A 14,930-nucleotide genomic window follows, 5' to 3' on the forward strand; every position below is an offset into this window, starting at 1 on the left:
GCTCCCGACGTGACGGCGTACGGGTGAATTCGGCCCCGGCGAGCGCCCGACTCGCCGGTCCACTGCTGCATTTGGGCCGAGTCGCCGTGCGACGGCCCGGTTGCCCGGGCATGCTCGTCCCACGGCAGAACCCCACACCCCCACCTGGGACGGAGGCGTCCTTGAAGACGGTCCTGCGCCTGGCCCTGGCCACCGCTCTGTCCACCGGTGCCCTGGCAACCACGGCACCGGTCACGGCTGCGGCGACCGCGGCCGAACCCTTGCGGTACGTCGCGCTCGGCGATTCCTACGCGGCCGCACCGCTGGTGCCGCCGGCCGACCCCACCGGCCCTGCGTGTCTGCGCTCCCTGGCCGGCTACCCGCGCATCGCGGCCGAGGCCCTCGGCGCGAAACTCACCGACGTCAGCTGCTCCTCCGCCACCACCAGGCACCTGAGTGCTCCTCAGCACCCGGGCACCGCACCCCAGTACGACGCGCTCACCCCCGCCACCGACATCGTCAGCGTCACCATCGGCGGCAACGACACCGGCCTCTTCGGCGAAGCGCTGGGCTGCGTCAACGTCCTGCCCCAGCCCTACGGCACCAGTTGCGCGCAGGAGAACACCGCCGGCGGCACCGACAGGGTCAGGGCCCGCATCGACGCCTGGGCACCGGTCTTCGCCACCGTCCTGGACGAGATCGCCCGGCGGGCGCCGAACGCCGAGGTCTTCGTCGTCGGCTACGGCAACTACATCCGCACCGGCGGCTGCCACCCCGTCCAGCCCTTCTGGAAGCAGGACGCCGACTACCTCCAAGGCGCGGTCAATCACCTCGGCACCGTCCTGAAGCAGACGGCCGAGGAGCACGGCGCCACCTTCGTCGACACCTACACCCCGGGCATCGGACACGACATCTGCGCCGCCCCCGCCGACCGCTACATCGAGGGCCTGGTGCCCACTCGTACGGCCGCGCCCCTGCACCCCAACGCTGCGGGGTCCCGGGCCATCGGCGAAGCCCTCGCCACGGCCGTCCGCGCGACGCCGGCAGGGTGACGGGCTCCGTCCGCGGTACCGGGCCCCGGCCGGGCCGCGTGCGGCGTGCGCGCCGGGCGCGGCCCGGTACGCCCGGTGCGGGGGCGGAGTGTCAGCCGCCCCTTCCGCAGTCCTCGTGGAGCCGGTCGGACCGTGGCAGCGCGCGGTGAGTCGTCGGTCGGCGCCTCACGCCTCGACGTCGTGCAGTGCCGTCAGGACCCGGGCGGCTCCGTCCTCGGCTTTCAGGCGGTCGGCGATGCCGCGGGAGCGGATCCGATAGGCCGGATCGTCCACCGCGTGCCGCAGAGCTTCGGCCAGCCGCGACGCGGTCAGATCCCGGTAGGGGACGTGGGTGGGAGCACTGCCCAGGGCGGTGAGCCGGGCGGCCCAGAAGTACGCGTCCAGTTGGCCGGGCACGGGAACCGCGGGTACGCCCGCCCGCAGGCCGGCCGCCGTGGTGCCCGCGCCGCCGTGATGCACCACGGCGGCCATGCGGGGGAAGAGCCATTCGTGCGGAACCTCGGAGACGGTCAGCACGTCCTCGCTCTCGACGTGCAGGTCCGTCCAGCCGGACTGCACGATGCCCCGCAGTCCCGCCTTGCGCAGGGCGCGGGTGATCAGCGCGCTCAGGCGTGCGGCGTCCGCGGCGACGAAGCTGCCGAGCCCGACGAAGACCGGCGCCGGGCCGGCGCTCAGGAAGGCGGTGAGCCGGTCGTCGGGCCGCCACCCGGCGGGAGGTACGGGCCACCAGTAGCCGCAGACACGTGCCCGGGCGGGCCAGTCCGGGGGTGGCGGCACCACCGCCGGACTGAACCCGTGACAGATCGTGTGGCTGCGCGGAGCCCGGCCGGCGGCGCCCGTCGGCCGTCCCGGAAGACCCAGCTGACGGCGCAGGTCCGCCACGGCCGGAGCGAAGGCGTGACTGGTGACCGACCGCAGCGCGTTCGCGGCCAGCCGGTTGCCCCGCGGCCCCAGGGAGCGGCAACCGGCCAGCGCGAGCGGCGGGAACGCCCCGGTCGGGAGGACCGGCTGCAGATAGATGCCGAGACGGGGCAGGCGCAGCGCTTCGGTGACGGGGCCGCACAGCGGGTCGGCGAGCGCGGAGGCCAGGACCACGTCGGCCCCCTCCTGAGCCGCTGCCAGCACTCCGCGTCCCAACCGGGACAGGAACACGCGTCCCAGCCGCAGCGTCCTGGCCAGCCTCGCCGGGGCGCTCGCGGCACGCACCAGCCTCTGCCCGTCCGCTGATCCGAACAGGCGCTCCGGGTCGGCGGGCAACGGCCGGAAATCGAGCCCCTGGGTACGCACCGCATCGGCGAAACGGGCGTGCGTGGCCAGTGCCACCGTGTGCCCGGCTGTCCGCAGCCGTACGCCCAGCCCGATGCAAGGAGCCACATCACCCCAGGAACCCACTGTGACGATCAGTAGACGCACGCGCACAGTATGTCCCGCCGCCTCGTGGCAGCGCGTCGGTCACCGCGCCGTCACCTGCCCGTGTCGCGCTTCTCTGGTGGCCTCGGACGCGATCCGGCTCTCCGCACGAGGGACGGTCCGCGCGGGATCGGGCGGCGCGGCCGGCGCCCGGCTGACGGGGGCCGTCGGCCGTGTCCGCCCCGCCCGGCGCGGTGCGGGCCGGGCGCGAGCGCCACGGGGGCGGGTGAATCGCGGAGCAGCCGACCGCACGGGGCCGAGGGTGCTCCGCCGCGATGAGTTCCGGACGGATCGCGAGTCTGTTCCGGTGACCGTCGCGGGACGTCGTACGGCACTGCCCGGCACGAGACACCGCGGAGGACACCATGACGAGCACACCGGACGATCCGGCCACCACGCCTCCCGGCCGCCCGCCCGCGGCGATCACGGGTGGACCGAAGAGGCCGAGCGCGACCTGCCCTTCCCCGGGCGCTGTCAGACGGGGGTGATCTGCCCGTTGTCGATGCGGAAGTTCTCGGTCGGCGAGCAGCCGACCGATGGCGTGATCAGCACGCTGACGGCAACCGGCGCGGGCTCCGTGCCGGAGGTGGAGAACTCGCACACCGCGTGGCGGCCGGTGAGCGGGAACCAGAACCAGGAATCCGCCTTGCCGACCAGGGCGCGGTCCGACTCCCTCCACGCGCCGTCCTTGAAGGTGAAGACCTGGAGGCGCAGGGATGCCGCGAGCGGATCGGTCTGCGACCTCAGAGCGGTGAGTGTGAACTGGAAGTCCCTGCCCAGGACCGATGTGGCGATCCGTCGGCGCTCTGTCGTCCGGGGCCCGGCCTGCGTTTCCTCCTGACCGGCCGTCGGGCGGGGCTGCGGGTCGGCCGGTGACGGGTTCGGCGGGCCACCGGTGGTCGCGCCGATCGTGGCGGTGACGGCCGTGGCGGTGGCCGCCAGGACGACGCCCCAGCTTGCGAGTGTGCGGAAGTCCTTGATCACGGCTTCTCCCTGTGTGCTGATCGGTCCGGGTCCCCGAGGCGCTGCACGCTGTCTGCGGCATGGCGTGTTTCACGGTCGCTCGACGGCTGTTCCGGTATCGGCCCGGATGACGCGCCCCCGCCTGGTGGCCCGCGGCCGATGCCCAGGACAGGCCGGTGACGGGGACGGTCCGACACCTGCCGCGGGCGGGAGCCGGTGCTCTCGCCACCGCGTCCCGGGCGTCGTCGACGCCGCTCGACGCAGCTACTTGCCGGGGAAGAACGAAGGTGTGGGCATCGGCGCCTCGGACGGGCCGCGACCGTCCCTGGTCCGACGGGGCTGCACGTCGGAGACATCGAACGTGAGTTGCCAGGTCGCCGGCGTCAACACCCGCTGCATCACCTGGCCGTGCGCCCTGCGGAACTCCCCGGTGCCTCCGGTGATCGCGTTGAGGACCGGGCTCGGTACCGGAATTCCGGTTTGCTCGCCCTGGACGGTGATCTGCCCCTCCGGCAGCACCGCGGTCGACACGCACTGTCCCGCGTTGCGTTCGAGGCGGGTGAGGACGCAGAACCCGCCGACGCGTCCGACGAGGCGTTCCCCGGGTCCCTCGGTCGACACCAGATTCCCGCTGAAGACGAACTGGTCGCCGACGCTGCGGCCCGTCGCCCCCAGGTCGATTTCTTCGCCGACCTGCAGCCGGGCCTCTACGCGGATGGTGCGGTTCCTCGCGGAGGAGCCGTCGTCGGGGTGGGTCGCCGCAGTCGCGGCTGTCTTCCGGGGAACCCCGTCGGCCGACGCGGGTCCGACGAGAGCGAGCCCGGCGGAGGAGCCGAGAACCGCGACGGCGAGGAATATGAAGGGCCGGCCAGCGAAGCCCATGATCGCCTCCGTGTTGGTGGGAATGAACAGAGTCAGCGCCGCCCGGACTTCGTCCGGAGCTGATGCGGCCGGACGGCGACGTGGTGGGCCGGTCGGCGGAACGCCGGACACCCGGCCGGTCCTGGGGACCGTGGGCGGGAACGTACGGGAAGGCCCGCAGAGTCACCGGGAGGATTCGCCGTTCTCACTCCGGTCGTGACGAATCTCTTCCGAATCCATTCATGGCGGACCATCCGCATTCATTGATGAGGGCCATCCGTCTGGCGGCAACGCTAATGACCGTCACGGTGGCGTGCTCGGCAGAAGGCCGAAGGCGGGGCCATTGGAGTGCATTCCCCCGGCGGCGGGGCGCAGGGGAGGTGCGTGTGGTGGGCGTGCAGGTCGGCGAGGGGCAAGCGGGTGCTGTCCCACTGCCGGGTGGGCCGGTGCCCGACGGCGTGCCGGGGACGTGGTGGGCCTGCGGTCCGGTCCTGTGTTCGGGCCGTGGTGGGCCGGCCGGTGGCGCCGGTGACCCGGCCCCGTACGGCGAAGCGGGCGGCCGTCCCGGCCCGTCGGCCGTGCGCGCTCGTCAGGTCGCGGCGGGGGCTGCCGGTACCGGCGGCTGTGCGGCGCGGTGCGGGAGCCGTTCCGTCAGGTGGCGATCGTGGATGCGGGCGGTGCCCAGCGGTGGGTGCGGGGCACGCCGCCGGTGACTCCGAAGTCCTTCTTCAGCTGCTCGGGGATGGCGTAGTGCATGACGCGGCCACGAGTGAGCGAGGACAGTTCGAGGACGGTGGTGAGGTGGCCGAGACGGTCCAGCGCCCAAGCTCCCAACGGCGAGCGGTCCTCGATGGTCTCCAGGACGCCGAGCAGGCTCGGGACGGCCTTGACCACGCTGTCCCAGCGGGTGCGGGGAACCTCGAGCCAGTCGGCGCAGGTGTCGCCGATCAGGTGGCGGATCAGGGCGGAGACGACGGGGTCGAAGAAGGTCCCGGGGACGACCTCCTCGTAGAGGTCGATGAGCTGCCGTGTCAGATGGGCGCCTTCGTCGGAGGGGCCCATGTGGCGGATCATGTACAGGTCCAGGAACTGCCGCGCCTCCTCCAGCGTCCCGGGGACGGCCTCCTGGTCGACGCCGAGAAGGGCGCCGACCACGCGCCAGGCGTAGAAGTAGGCCTCCGCCCCTTCGGCGCTCATGTGGATGCCGAGGCGGTGCAGGCTGTCCAGGACGAGCAGGGAGAAGAACATCTGCCCGCCGATCATGTCTTCCTGGCAGATCGGTGTGCCCAGGGCGTCGGTGTCCCAACGCCCCTCCCGCTCGAGGTGGTGCCGGATCGATGCGTGCAGCAGGCGGACTTTCTGCGCGGCCGGAAGGAAGCGACTGCCGGCTTCGAAGGCGTCGGGCTGCATGAGGTGGACGGTGAACTGCCCGGTCTCCGCCATCCGTTTGGAGGGGTAACTCAGTCCGTGGGTGGCCGACAGGAGCTTCGCCACGTGCGGGACGACGTAGCAGGCGGGCATGGAGGCGAAGGACAGGGCGGTGGAGATGTGCACGTTGTTGTCGATGAAGAACAACCGGGCTTTCTCCATCTCGGTCCAGTCCACCCAGGCCGGCGGCACGCCGGTGGCCTGCAGGTACGCGCGGGCCACGTCGGGCAGGCCGTCGGGCAGGGGTGCGCCTGCGGTGGAGACGTACCGCATGAGGGTGTTGAACTTGCCCACCTCCCCCCGTTCGAACAGCTCGGCCACCACCGCGTCGGCGAGTTCGTCCCCCGACCGGCGCAGGACGTCCATGGAGGCATCGGTGTAGGTCATGTCGGCAGTCCCTCTCGGTGAGCCGCGCGTCCTGGACGCTGAGGCGTCGCAGGGGCGGGTCAGTGGTGGCGGTCGGTTGCGAGGCGGGCGAGATCGGTCAGGGCGCGCCGGGCGGGGTGGGGGATGTCGAGCGTGTGCAGCCGGCTCACCGCTTCCTGCGCCCGGGAGGCGATCATGTGCTCCACCTGTTCGGGGGCGTGGAGTGCGCTCATCAGCCGGCGCACGTCGTGCAGGTGCTCGTCGGTGAGGTCCGGGCGTCCCAATACCGCGGTGAGGTGCTCGCGTTGGGCGGGCAGCGCGGCCTGCCAGGTAGCGGCGAGCAGGGCGGTGGGCCGCTGTCCGCGGATGTCGTCCAGGCTCGCCTTGCCCGTGCGGCCGGGCTCGCCGAACAGGCCCAGCAGGTCGTCACGGAGCTGGAACGCCTCCCCGAGCGGGAGCCCGTAGGCGGAAAGGCCGGCCCGTAGCGCGGGGGTGGCTCCGGCGAGCAGGCAGCCGATGAGCAGCGGCTGCTCGACGGTGTACTTCGCGGTCTTGTAGCGCACCACCTTCAGCGACACGTCCGCGTCCGGGCTGGTGCCGGTGTTCAGGATTTCCAGGCACTCACCTGCGATCAGCTCGCGGGCGAGCTCGGCCCACATCGGCCGCGCCCGTGCGAGGTAGGCGGCGGGCAGGCCGCTGGTGGCGAACAGCTGCCCCGCACATGCCATCAGGTGGTCCCCGACCAGCATGGCCAGGGAGCGGGCCGCGTCGCGGGCCTCCCGGGGACGGCCCGCCACGGCTGCCCGGAGCGCGACATGGGCGGTGGGCACGTGGTGCCGCAGCGGGCTGTCGTCGATGAGATCGTCGTGCACCACCGCAGCGGCGTGGACCAGTTCCATCGCGGCCGCCGCGCGTACGAGGAGGTCGCTGTCGGGCTGACCGGCCGCGCGCCAGCCCCAGTAGCAGAACGCCGCACGCAGTCGCTTGCCGTGCCGGGCCGCTGCCTGCAGCTGCTCGGCCACCGGCTCGAGCGCGTCATCGATCTCGACGAGCAGTTCGGCTTCCTGCGCGAGGAACGCGGTCAGCACGGTGTCGATGCGGTCCTTGAACGCCGCGGGGTCCCAGCGCTCAGACATCGCCGCCGTGAACCGTCCGCCGGGCCCTTGCGTGCCGGGCCAGCGTCTCGAGGTGGGCAGCGGGCGCGGCAGCGCAACGGTCCAGGGCGATGCGCCCGCGGGCCATGAGATCCTGCTGAACACCGGCCACGATCTCGGCACCGTCGGAGCGGCGTACCAGCCCCTGCAGGGCCCCCACGGCCGAGCCGACGGTGGTGACGGCCAGATCCGCCAGCCCCGCCACCAGCAGTACCGCCTGATCGTCCCAACCCCGGTTGCCGTGCGCAGACGTCATGTCGAGCTCCCCCCGTCATGTCGGGCATGGCCGGCACGGGCAGGTCCGGGCCCTGTGCCGATCGGAGCATGACCACTCGTCCCGTCCACGATGCCCGCATCACCTCATCGAGTGACAAACAGGAACATGCGTTTGACCTGTGAGAACATCGGCCGCACGGGTCGGCCGCCGGGCACGCGCGCTTTCCCGGCCGGCGGCGGCCCTGGCGCACGGCGGCGCGCCGGTTCACGAGCCGGGCCGGTGGCTCACGGAGGGCGCGGCCCCGGCGGCGCCGTCGAAGACGGACTCTCCCGTGCCCCACCGGGCTCGGTCTTCCGGGATCACCAAGGGGTGGTTCATGGTGGGGCGGTACGCCGTCATGAACTCACCGATCACGACGGGGACGGGTGCGCCGCACCGGAGCTTCGCGCGCTCGGCCGGCTCAGCTGCCTCAGTAGACGCTCAGGCCGTACGCCGACAGCCACTCGGCCACCGGCTGGTAGTAGGTGAAGCCTCCCGAGGCGCAGTTCCCGCTGCTGCCGACGATGATGCCGAGAGCCGTGCCGCCCGAGAAAGCCGGACCGCCGGTGTCTCCGGGCTCGGAGCAGACGGTGGACCGGAACAGCCCGTACACGGTTCCCCCGCCGTAGTTGACGGTGACGTTCACGGCCTGGACGGTCCCGCAGCGGTATCCGGTGGTCCGCCCGACGTGGCAGACCGACTGCCCGACGACGGGATTCGCCGCGCCGGTGATGTCGCGGGTACCGGCGCCGGCGCCCAGCGAGACCTCGCCCGGGTAGGTGACCGCCGTAGCGGTGTACCGAACACTCGCGTAGTCGTTGCCCGGGAAACTGACGCCCACCGTGACGCCGACGCCCACGGTCAGGGCGGGGTCGGCGTACCAGGTACTGGCCCCCTGGGCGCACCGGCCCGAGACGAGCGCGTACGACGTGGAGCCGGAGCGGGCGTTGAAGCCCACGGTGCAGCGGGTGCCGGCGCCGTAGAGGGTGTCGCCCCCGCGCACCGCGACGGCCGCCTGGTGCCCCGCGCGCTGGCCGGAGTACGCGGCCGGCCCGATGGCGGCGGACCAGCCGAGGAGCAGCGCCAGTACGACGACGGCCCGGACGACGGTTCGGAGGGGTCCTTCGGAACGCAGGGGCCTCATGGCGACCTCCTATGGCATGTGCCTGCCATTGTGGGCCTCCCCGACCCGGACGGTCAGGCCGAAAGCCGCCAACCGCACGGAGCGTCGCCGGACCGGGAAGACGGAGGGGCGGCGGGACACCGCCCCGTACGGCCGAGCGGCTCGCCGAACTCGACGCCGAGTACGGCGTCCTCGGACACGACGACGAAGCCGTGGGCCGGGTCGATGCCGAGGTCAGGGCCGGAACCCGCCGCCTCGCGGCCCGCCCCACGGTTCCCGCCGGCCCCACGGACACGCCCGGTCGACACACACGGACCGACCCGCGAGTTCCCGCTGAACGGACTTCGGTTTCCCTGAACCCGGGGGACTTGAGGGGTCGAGGAACACGAACCTCCGGGTGGCGGATTCACGGCGTGCTGGGCGGGTGCGTGAGCGGCAGGTGTGGTGCCGGCGGCAGCGGCGCGGGCACTCCCGTCTCCGGTGCGGCGCGGAACGCCTCGATCACGTAGGCGGCGAAGCGGCGGGAGGCCGTGACCCGGGCGGCACGCGGCGTGTCCTGGAAGCCCCGGTGGGCCGTGAGCATGAGGACCAGGTCCTCGACGACGAAACCGGGGCGCAGCCGGCCGGTCTCCTGGGCACGGCGGGCCAGTGCGGCGACCGCGCGCAGGGTCCGCTCCCGTTCGGCGGGGAAGTCCACGGCCTCGGGGAAGGCCGTCATGAAGGCCTCGGCGAATCCCCGGCCGTGCGCGTGCAGTTCACACATCCGCTCGACCAGGCTCCGGAATCCGTGCCACGGGTCCGGGTCGGCGAGGGCGTCGCCGACGACGGCACGGCAGGCCCGCCGCTGCTCGGCGAAGGTCTCCACGATCAGTGCCTGCTTGGTCGGGAAGTGCCGGTACAGCGTGGCGGTGCCGACGCCCGCGTGCCGGGCGACCTCGCGCACGGGCGCGCTCAGGCCCTCCTCGCCGAACACCGCGCGGGCGGCGTCCAGGATGCGGACCCGGTTGTCGTGGGCGTCGGAGCGCACGGTCCGAGACAGATGGTCGGTCATCGTTTCTCACTTCGGCCAGAAGGACGCGGGCTTCCGTTACGGTCCGATGGCGGTGCCGCCGCCCCGTCCCCGTACTTCGCCGATGATGCCCCGGCTGTGGGGGCCGGCTCGACGTCCACGGCCGCAGCAACTGCGATCCGTCCTTCCACCGACCCGAGGAGCAGCCATGAAAGCCGTCGTGATCAGGGCGTTCGGTGACCCCGAGGGCCTGGAGACCGTCGATGTGCCCACGCCCGTTCCCGCCCCGGGGCAGGTGCGGGTCGCCACGGAGGCGATCGGGGTGGGCGGCGTGGACGCCGTGATCCGCCGGGGAGCGCTCGCCGCCTACGGCTTCCGGGAGGGCCATCTCCTCGGCAGCGAGGTCGCGGGAAGGGTCGCCGAGGTGGGAGAGGGCGTGGACGCCTCGTGGATCGGGCGGCGGGTGTGGGCGTCCACCGGCCTGTCCGGCGGATACGCCGAGCAGGCCGTCGCCGCGGTCGAGGACGTCCTCGCGCTGCCCGACGACCTGACCACCGCCGACGCGGTGACCCTCGGCGGCTCCGGCGTGGTCGCCCACTTCGCCCTGGAGCGGGCCCGCTTCACGCCCGGGGAGACGGTGCTCGTGCGCGGTGCGGCGGGCAGCATCGGGATCACGGCGGTCCAGCTCGCGGCCGGGCGCGGCGCGAGCGCGGTGGCGGTCACCACCTCCTCGGTGGAACGCGGCGCCCGCCTGCGGGACCTGGGCGCGACCCATGTCCTCGACCGCACCGGCGAGGGCGGACCGGACACACCGGCGGGCTTCGACGTGGTGATCGATGTCGTGGGCGGGCCCCGGCTTCCCCGTTTCCTGGACAGGCTGAACCCCAACGGGCGGTATGTGGCCGTCGGTGTGGTCGGCGGGCAGCCGCCGGCGGACTTCGGCATGCGGCTTGTGGACGCCTTCCGCAGGTCGTTGTCGTTCGCCGCTTTCAGTTCCGACACCGTGCCCGGCCCCGACCGGCAGGCCGTGCGGGCGTCCCAGTTCGCCGATGCCGCGCACGGGGACCTGCGCACGGTCGTGCACGAGGTGCTGCCCCTGGACCAGGCGGTGCGGGCCCACCGCGCGATGGACGCGGGGAAGGTGTTCGGCAGGGTGGTGCTGGTGCCCTGACCCGGGCGGGGACGGCGTGCGCGGTCCGGGCCACGAAGGGGGACCCGCCCAGGTCGGGGCCGGCGCCCGGCGCCGACGGTCACCACGGCCGGCGCCGGGCACGTGCGCGCCGTGCCCGGTCACCGCTGTCCCGTCCGGCATCGGGGCGCGCCGCCGCGCGGGCGCCGTGCGGTGGCGCCGGGGAGGACAGCCGAAGTCCCCCGGCCCACCCCGGGCGGGTCCGCTACGCCGACGGCAGCGCCTCCGCCTCCGACGTCAGCAGCGCGAGTTCGCCGTCGTCCATGGGCCGCTCCCCCTGGTAGGCGATCCCGACGACGCCCCGGATCCGCCCGGCCGCGTCATGGACGGGGATCGCCACGGCGGCACCGGCGTTCACCGCCTTGGCACCCGGCCGCACATCACCCGACGTGTCGGTCTTCAGGTTGCACGTGGACACCGGCGCGTTCCGCTCGAAGGCCAGCCCCGCCATCCCCTTGCCCTTCGGCACGACACGCACGATCTCCACGACCTGCGGGGGGATGTTCACGGCGGCCGTCAGCCTCATCTCGTCCCCCTGCCGCGCATGGACGGTCCCGGCGACGCCGCCGTGGGCCGTGATCCACTGCCGGAGCCACTTCGTGGTCATCTCTGCTGCCTCGCTCATGACCGGGAGTGTGCAGCGCGGCAGTCGAGCCCCGCTGGAGGAAGCACCCGCGGGAACGGTGGCGCCCCGGGCGCACGGGGGACGCCCGGGCGGTGGGGGCGGCGATACGGCCCGCGCCGCTCTCCTCCCCGACGGGAACCGGAAGCGATCACCGCTGGGGGAAGGTCACCGGCCGGCCCTTTCCTCCCGTGGCCCGGTGGACGAGCCGGCCGAGCTAGCGCGCCACGCGGTAGCGGAGGTAGACGAACCTCGAGCTGAAGGTGCGGGTCTCGACGAGTTCGAGATCCGCTCGGCGCTCGCGCCGGGGGAAGAACGGAACGCCTCCGCCGACCAGCACCGGGTAGACCACGGCCCGGTACTCGTCGATCAGGTCCGACGCGGCCGCCTCGGCGGCGAGGGTCGCGCCCCCGATCGCGATCTCGCCCTCCCCCGGCTCGGCCCGCAACCGCCCGATCTCCTCCGCCAGGCCGCCGGAGGCCAGTCGGGCGTTGCCCTGCACCTCCGACAGCGTGGTGGAGAACACCACCTTGGGGAGCGGCTTCCAGAGCGCGGTCCACTCGAGCATCGACTCGTCGAGCGACGGATCCTGGTCGGCGGTCTCCCAGTACAGCATCGTCTCGTACAGCCTTCGCCCCAACAGGTGGACGCCGACCTGCCGGATCTCGTCGATCCAGAAGCGGAAGACCTCCTCGTCGGGCGCCGTCCAGTTGAAGTCGCCGTCCGGGCCGACGATGTAGCCGTCGAGTGAGACGCTCATCGAATAGGTCACGCTGCGCATCGGAAGTCCTCCTCGGTGACGGGTTCGACAGTACGACCGCCGGACACCGCGGGACTCATCGCGACGCGCGGACTTTCCGGGCCGAGTCACCTCACGAGATCGTTCCGCCGGGAGAGCCCCGGGGGACACGGGCGGCTTCACGTCCTCGCGGGCGAGCCGCTGCGCCCGTCCTCGGTGACACCGAACGCGTCCTCCGCCCGGGAGCAGGTCACCTCCTCCCCTGTCCCGGGCGGGCCGGACGTCAGCCGCCCGAGCAGACGGTGCCGTTGAGGCGGAAGACCGTCGGCTGCGGGTTGGGCCCGTCGTTGGCGCCGACGAAGCCGAACGAGGCCGTCGAACCGCCGTCCGGGGCCAGCGGCCCGGCACCCTCGGGGGCGGTCACCCGTACGTGCCGGCCGGTCTGGTGGAACGTGGCGTTCCAGCCGGAGGACACCGACTGGCGGTCGGTCGGCCAGTCCCAGTCCACGGTCCAGCCGGTGAGCGGGGTGTCCGAGAGGTTCCGTACGGTGACCGTGGCCACGAAGCCGTTGCCCCAGCTCGTGTCGCGGTGGTAGGTCACCGCGCAGGTGGCGTCCGGCGGGGTGCCGGTGGTGAAGGTCAGCGGAGTGGACGGCGCGGACAGCCGTCCCGAGGCGTCGGCCGCCAGCACGTTGACCGTGTGGGTGCTGCCCGGGGGCAGGTTCCGCAGGGTCACGGACGTGCCGGTGGTCTCGCCGACCAGCCGGGTGTGGGCGCCGTCGCGCTCCTGGACCAGGTAGCGGGCCGCGCCCTGCGCACCCTCCCAGGACAGGCGCGCGGTGGTGTCGGTCACCGCCTCCAGCCGCGGCGCCCCCGGGGCCTCGGCGTCGGAGGCACCCGGCCCGGTGCCGGCCTGCGGGGTGAGGGTGACGGCGAGCATCCCGTACGGCGGCACGGTGACCCGGGAGGCGGACGCCCCGCCGTCGGTGACGTCGGTGATGTCGCCGTCGCCGCGCGCGTAGCGGCTGACCTCGGGTGCGGCGGCGGACGGGGTGAAGCCCGCGTACTCGAGGTCCACGGTCCGGGCGGCGTCCGGGTCCTTGTTGATGAGCAGGACGCTCAGGCGCCCGTCGCGACGGTGCACGGCGTGTGCGGAGACGTCCTGCGCGGAGGACGCGGCGGCGACCAGGGTGTCCCCCGCGGTGCCCAGTTCGCTGGTCATCTTCATGCCGTAGTAGGGGTGGAACGGCGTGTTCGGCGCCGGTTCGCAGACGTCACCGGTGCAGGAACCGCTGGACAGCATCCCCATGTCGCCGTAGTCGGTCTCGCCGTCGACGGTGGTGATCCGGCCCGGGCCGTTGTGGGTGTTCCACCAGTCGACGGTGAAGACGCCGTTCTCCAGGGCCGTCAGGTACGCGTCGGCGGCGAACAGGCCGTTGGGGCGGGCGGTGAGCAGGGCACCGCCGGTGTTGGTGTTGATCTCGGTGAGGGCGATGCCGATGCGCGGTGAGTCGGCTCCCGCGTACCGGTCGATCTGGTGGCGCACCTCCCGCAGTTCGCCGGGGAGCCTGGTCAGCCTGGTCATGGCGTCCTCGGCGGTGGTGTCGGCGCCGCCCGCGTACCAGTGGACGCTCACGAAGTCGATGACGTCGGTGACCTCGGAGAGCACGGTGTGGTTCCAGTCGCCCGGATCGCCTTCGCCGACGACGCCGTCCGGCCAGTGGCCCGGGGTGGTGAGGACCGCGCCGATCCGGACGGTCGGGTCGACGGCCTTCATGGCCTCGGCGTAGGCGCGGACCTGGCGGGCGTACTCCCGGGGGCTCTTGTCCTCGTGCTCGTCGTGCTCCCAGCCGTTGCCGTAGTGGCCGTTGCCGTAGATCTCGTTGCCGATCTCCCAGTACCGCGCGTCGTAGTCCTTGGTGACGTTCGCGTACCGGACCCAGTCGGCGGCCTCCTGGGGCGTGCCCGAGCCGTAGTTGGCGATCAGGATGGGCTGGGCGCCGGCGGCACGGACGGTGCCCATGAAGGAGTCGAAGTCGGTGCCGGGGGCGACGTACCCGCCGGGCGCCGTGTGGGTCTTCCAGTGGTAGATGTCCGCGTACGAACCGCCGGGGTAGCGCATCGCCCCGACGTCGGCCGCCTTCATCAGGGCGGCGACCTCGGGATCGTTCATGTGCGAGTCCCAGATGGCCGTGTTGACTCCCCGTGCGACGTCGGACATGCGGCCCAGCGACGCCTGCGTGTTGACCCGGACGTCGACGTCCGCGGCCGGTACCTCCCGCGCGGCGGCGGACGCGGTGCCGGCGGCGTTCAGCGGGGACAGCAGGGCGAGCGCGGCGGCCAGGGCGGCGGCGGTGCGCGCGAGGTGGCGGGGGCCGGTACCGGCCGGCCGGCGCGGTCTCTGCGGTAAGGGCATGGGGGTCCTCCCTCGGGGTCCGGTGGCACGGGCGGGGCAGCGGGTGCCGGGCCGTGCGACCGGACGGGCGGAGTGCCGACGCGGCAGCAGGACGTTCCGCGCCGGTGGCACGGGGAACGGTGCGTGGGTGCGGTGCGGTGCGGTCGTGCGAGGGCGGGGCGGCGGCCGACCCTGCCGATGGGAGCGCTCCCATGATGGGAGCGGCATGGCGTTCTGTCAACGGACGGGACAGGCGGTGAAGGGCGGGCGGAGCGAGGCGGGACGGGCTCCCCCGGCGGACTTCTCCAGGGGCGGACCGGCCCTCCGGCGCGTTCCTCGAGGCGGCGGCGGTGAGGGCGTTCCGCGTCCGCACCGGGGTGGGGC

13 protein-coding genes are annotated in these 14,930 nt (G+C 73.2%); 2 read left to right on the forward strand and 11 right to left on the reverse strand.

Going from position 1 to position 14,930, the window contains the following annotated elements; translation table 11 throughout:
• The first annotated feature begins 161 nt into the window (after window positions 1-161).
• Window positions 162-1,031, forward strand: coding sequence for an SGNH/GDSL hydrolase family protein (locus GL259_RS03200; protein WP_243762228.1), 870 nt, complete (start codon window positions 162-164; stop codon window positions 1,029-1,031).
• Window positions 1,032-1,196: 165 nt separating this feature from the next.
• On the opposite strand, the gene GL259_RS03205 is transcribed toward GL259_RS03200, so the two are convergent.
• The 8 genes from GL259_RS03205 to GL259_RS03240 all read right to left on the reverse strand — a co-directional run bounded on the left by GL259_RS03205 (window position 1,197) and on the right by GL259_RS03240 (window position 9,643).
• The gene (locus GL259_RS03205) at window positions 1,197-2,444 is read right to left on the reverse strand and encodes a glycosyltransferase (protein WP_159528969.1); all 1,248 of its coding nucleotides are present in this window, start codon (window positions 2,442-2,444) and stop codon (window positions 1,197-1,199) included.
• 471 nt (window positions 2,445-2,915) lie between these two features.
• The gene (locus tag GL259_RS03210; RefSeq protein ID WP_159528971.1) at window positions 2,916-3,425 is read right to left on the reverse strand and encodes a hypothetical protein; all 510 of its coding nucleotides are present in this window, start codon (window positions 3,423-3,425) and stop codon (window positions 2,916-2,918) included.
• A 243-nt stretch (window positions 3,426-3,668) separates the two neighbouring features.
• Window positions 3,669-4,286: a dirigent protein gene (locus GL259_RS03215; RefSeq protein ID WP_159528973.1), complete on the reverse strand. Its 618-nt coding sequence runs from the start codon at window positions 4,284-4,286 to the stop codon at window positions 3,669-3,671.
• Window positions 4,287-4,916: 630 nt separating this feature from the next.
• Window positions 4,917-6,080 (reverse strand): oxygenase MpaB family protein, encoded by a 1,164-nt coding sequence (locus GL259_RS03220; RefSeq protein WP_159528975.1) that lies wholly within the window; start codon window positions 6,078-6,080, stop codon window positions 4,917-4,919.
• A 59-nt stretch (window positions 6,081-6,139) separates the two neighbouring features.
• Window positions 6,140-7,195, reverse strand: coding sequence for a polyprenyl synthetase family protein (locus tag GL259_RS03225; protein WP_159528977.1), 1,056 nt, complete (start codon window positions 7,193-7,195; stop codon window positions 6,140-6,142).
• Entirely contained in the window at window positions 7,188-7,469 is a 282-nt protein-coding gene (locus GL259_RS03230) for a polyprenyl synthetase (RefSeq protein ID WP_159528979.1), read from the reverse strand. The genes GL259_RS03225 and GL259_RS03230 overlap by 8 nt, the downstream gene beginning before the upstream one ends.
• Window positions 7,470-7,899: 430 nt before the next feature.
• On the reverse strand, window positions 7,900-8,613 hold the full coding sequence (locus GL259_RS03235) for a S1 family peptidase (RefSeq protein ID WP_159528981.1): 714 nt from the start codon (window positions 8,611-8,613) through the stop codon (window positions 7,900-7,902).
• Between the two features lie 385 nt (window positions 8,614-8,998).
• Window positions 8,999-9,643, reverse strand: a complete 645-nt coding sequence (locus tag GL259_RS03240) for a TetR/AcrR family transcriptional regulator (RefSeq protein ID WP_208026418.1) — start codon at window positions 9,641-9,643, stop codon at window positions 8,999-9,001.
• Between the two features lie 166 nt (window positions 9,644-9,809).
• On the opposite strand from GL259_RS03240, the gene GL259_RS03245 reads away from it, so the two are divergent.
• Entirely contained in the window at window positions 9,810-10,772 is a 963-nt protein-coding gene (locus tag GL259_RS03245) for a zinc-dependent alcohol dehydrogenase family protein (RefSeq protein WP_159528983.1), read from the forward strand.
• Window positions 10,773-10,995: 223 nt separating this feature from the next.
• Here GL259_RS03245 and GL259_RS03250 read toward each other — a convergent pair whose 3' ends face one another.
• The 3 genes from GL259_RS03250 to GL259_RS03260 all read right to left on the reverse strand — a co-directional run bounded on the left by GL259_RS03250 (window position 10,996) and on the right by GL259_RS03260 (window position 14,567).
• Window positions 10,996-11,415 carry a GAF domain-containing protein gene (locus tag GL259_RS03250; RefSeq protein WP_159528985.1) on the reverse strand — a complete coding sequence of 140 codons (420 nt, stop codon included), beginning with the start codon at window positions 11,413-11,415 and terminating at the stop codon, window positions 10,996-10,998.
• Between the two features lie 214 nt (window positions 11,416-11,629).
• Window positions 11,630-12,193: a dihydrofolate reductase family protein gene (locus tag GL259_RS03255; RefSeq protein WP_159528987.1), complete on the reverse strand. Its 564-nt coding sequence runs from the start codon at window positions 12,191-12,193 to the stop codon at window positions 11,630-11,632.
• 241 nt (window positions 12,194-12,434) lie between these two features.
• Entirely contained in the window at window positions 12,435-14,567 is a 2,133-nt protein-coding gene (locus GL259_RS03260; protein ID WP_159528989.1) for a cellulose binding domain-containing protein, read from the reverse strand.
• Between the last annotated feature and the right edge of the window lie 363 nt (window positions 14,568-14,930).

The organism is Streptomyces sp. Tu 3180, assembly GCF_009852415.1.
Taxonomy (GTDB): domain Bacteria; phylum Actinomycetota; class Actinomycetes; order Streptomycetales; family Streptomycetaceae; genus Streptomyces.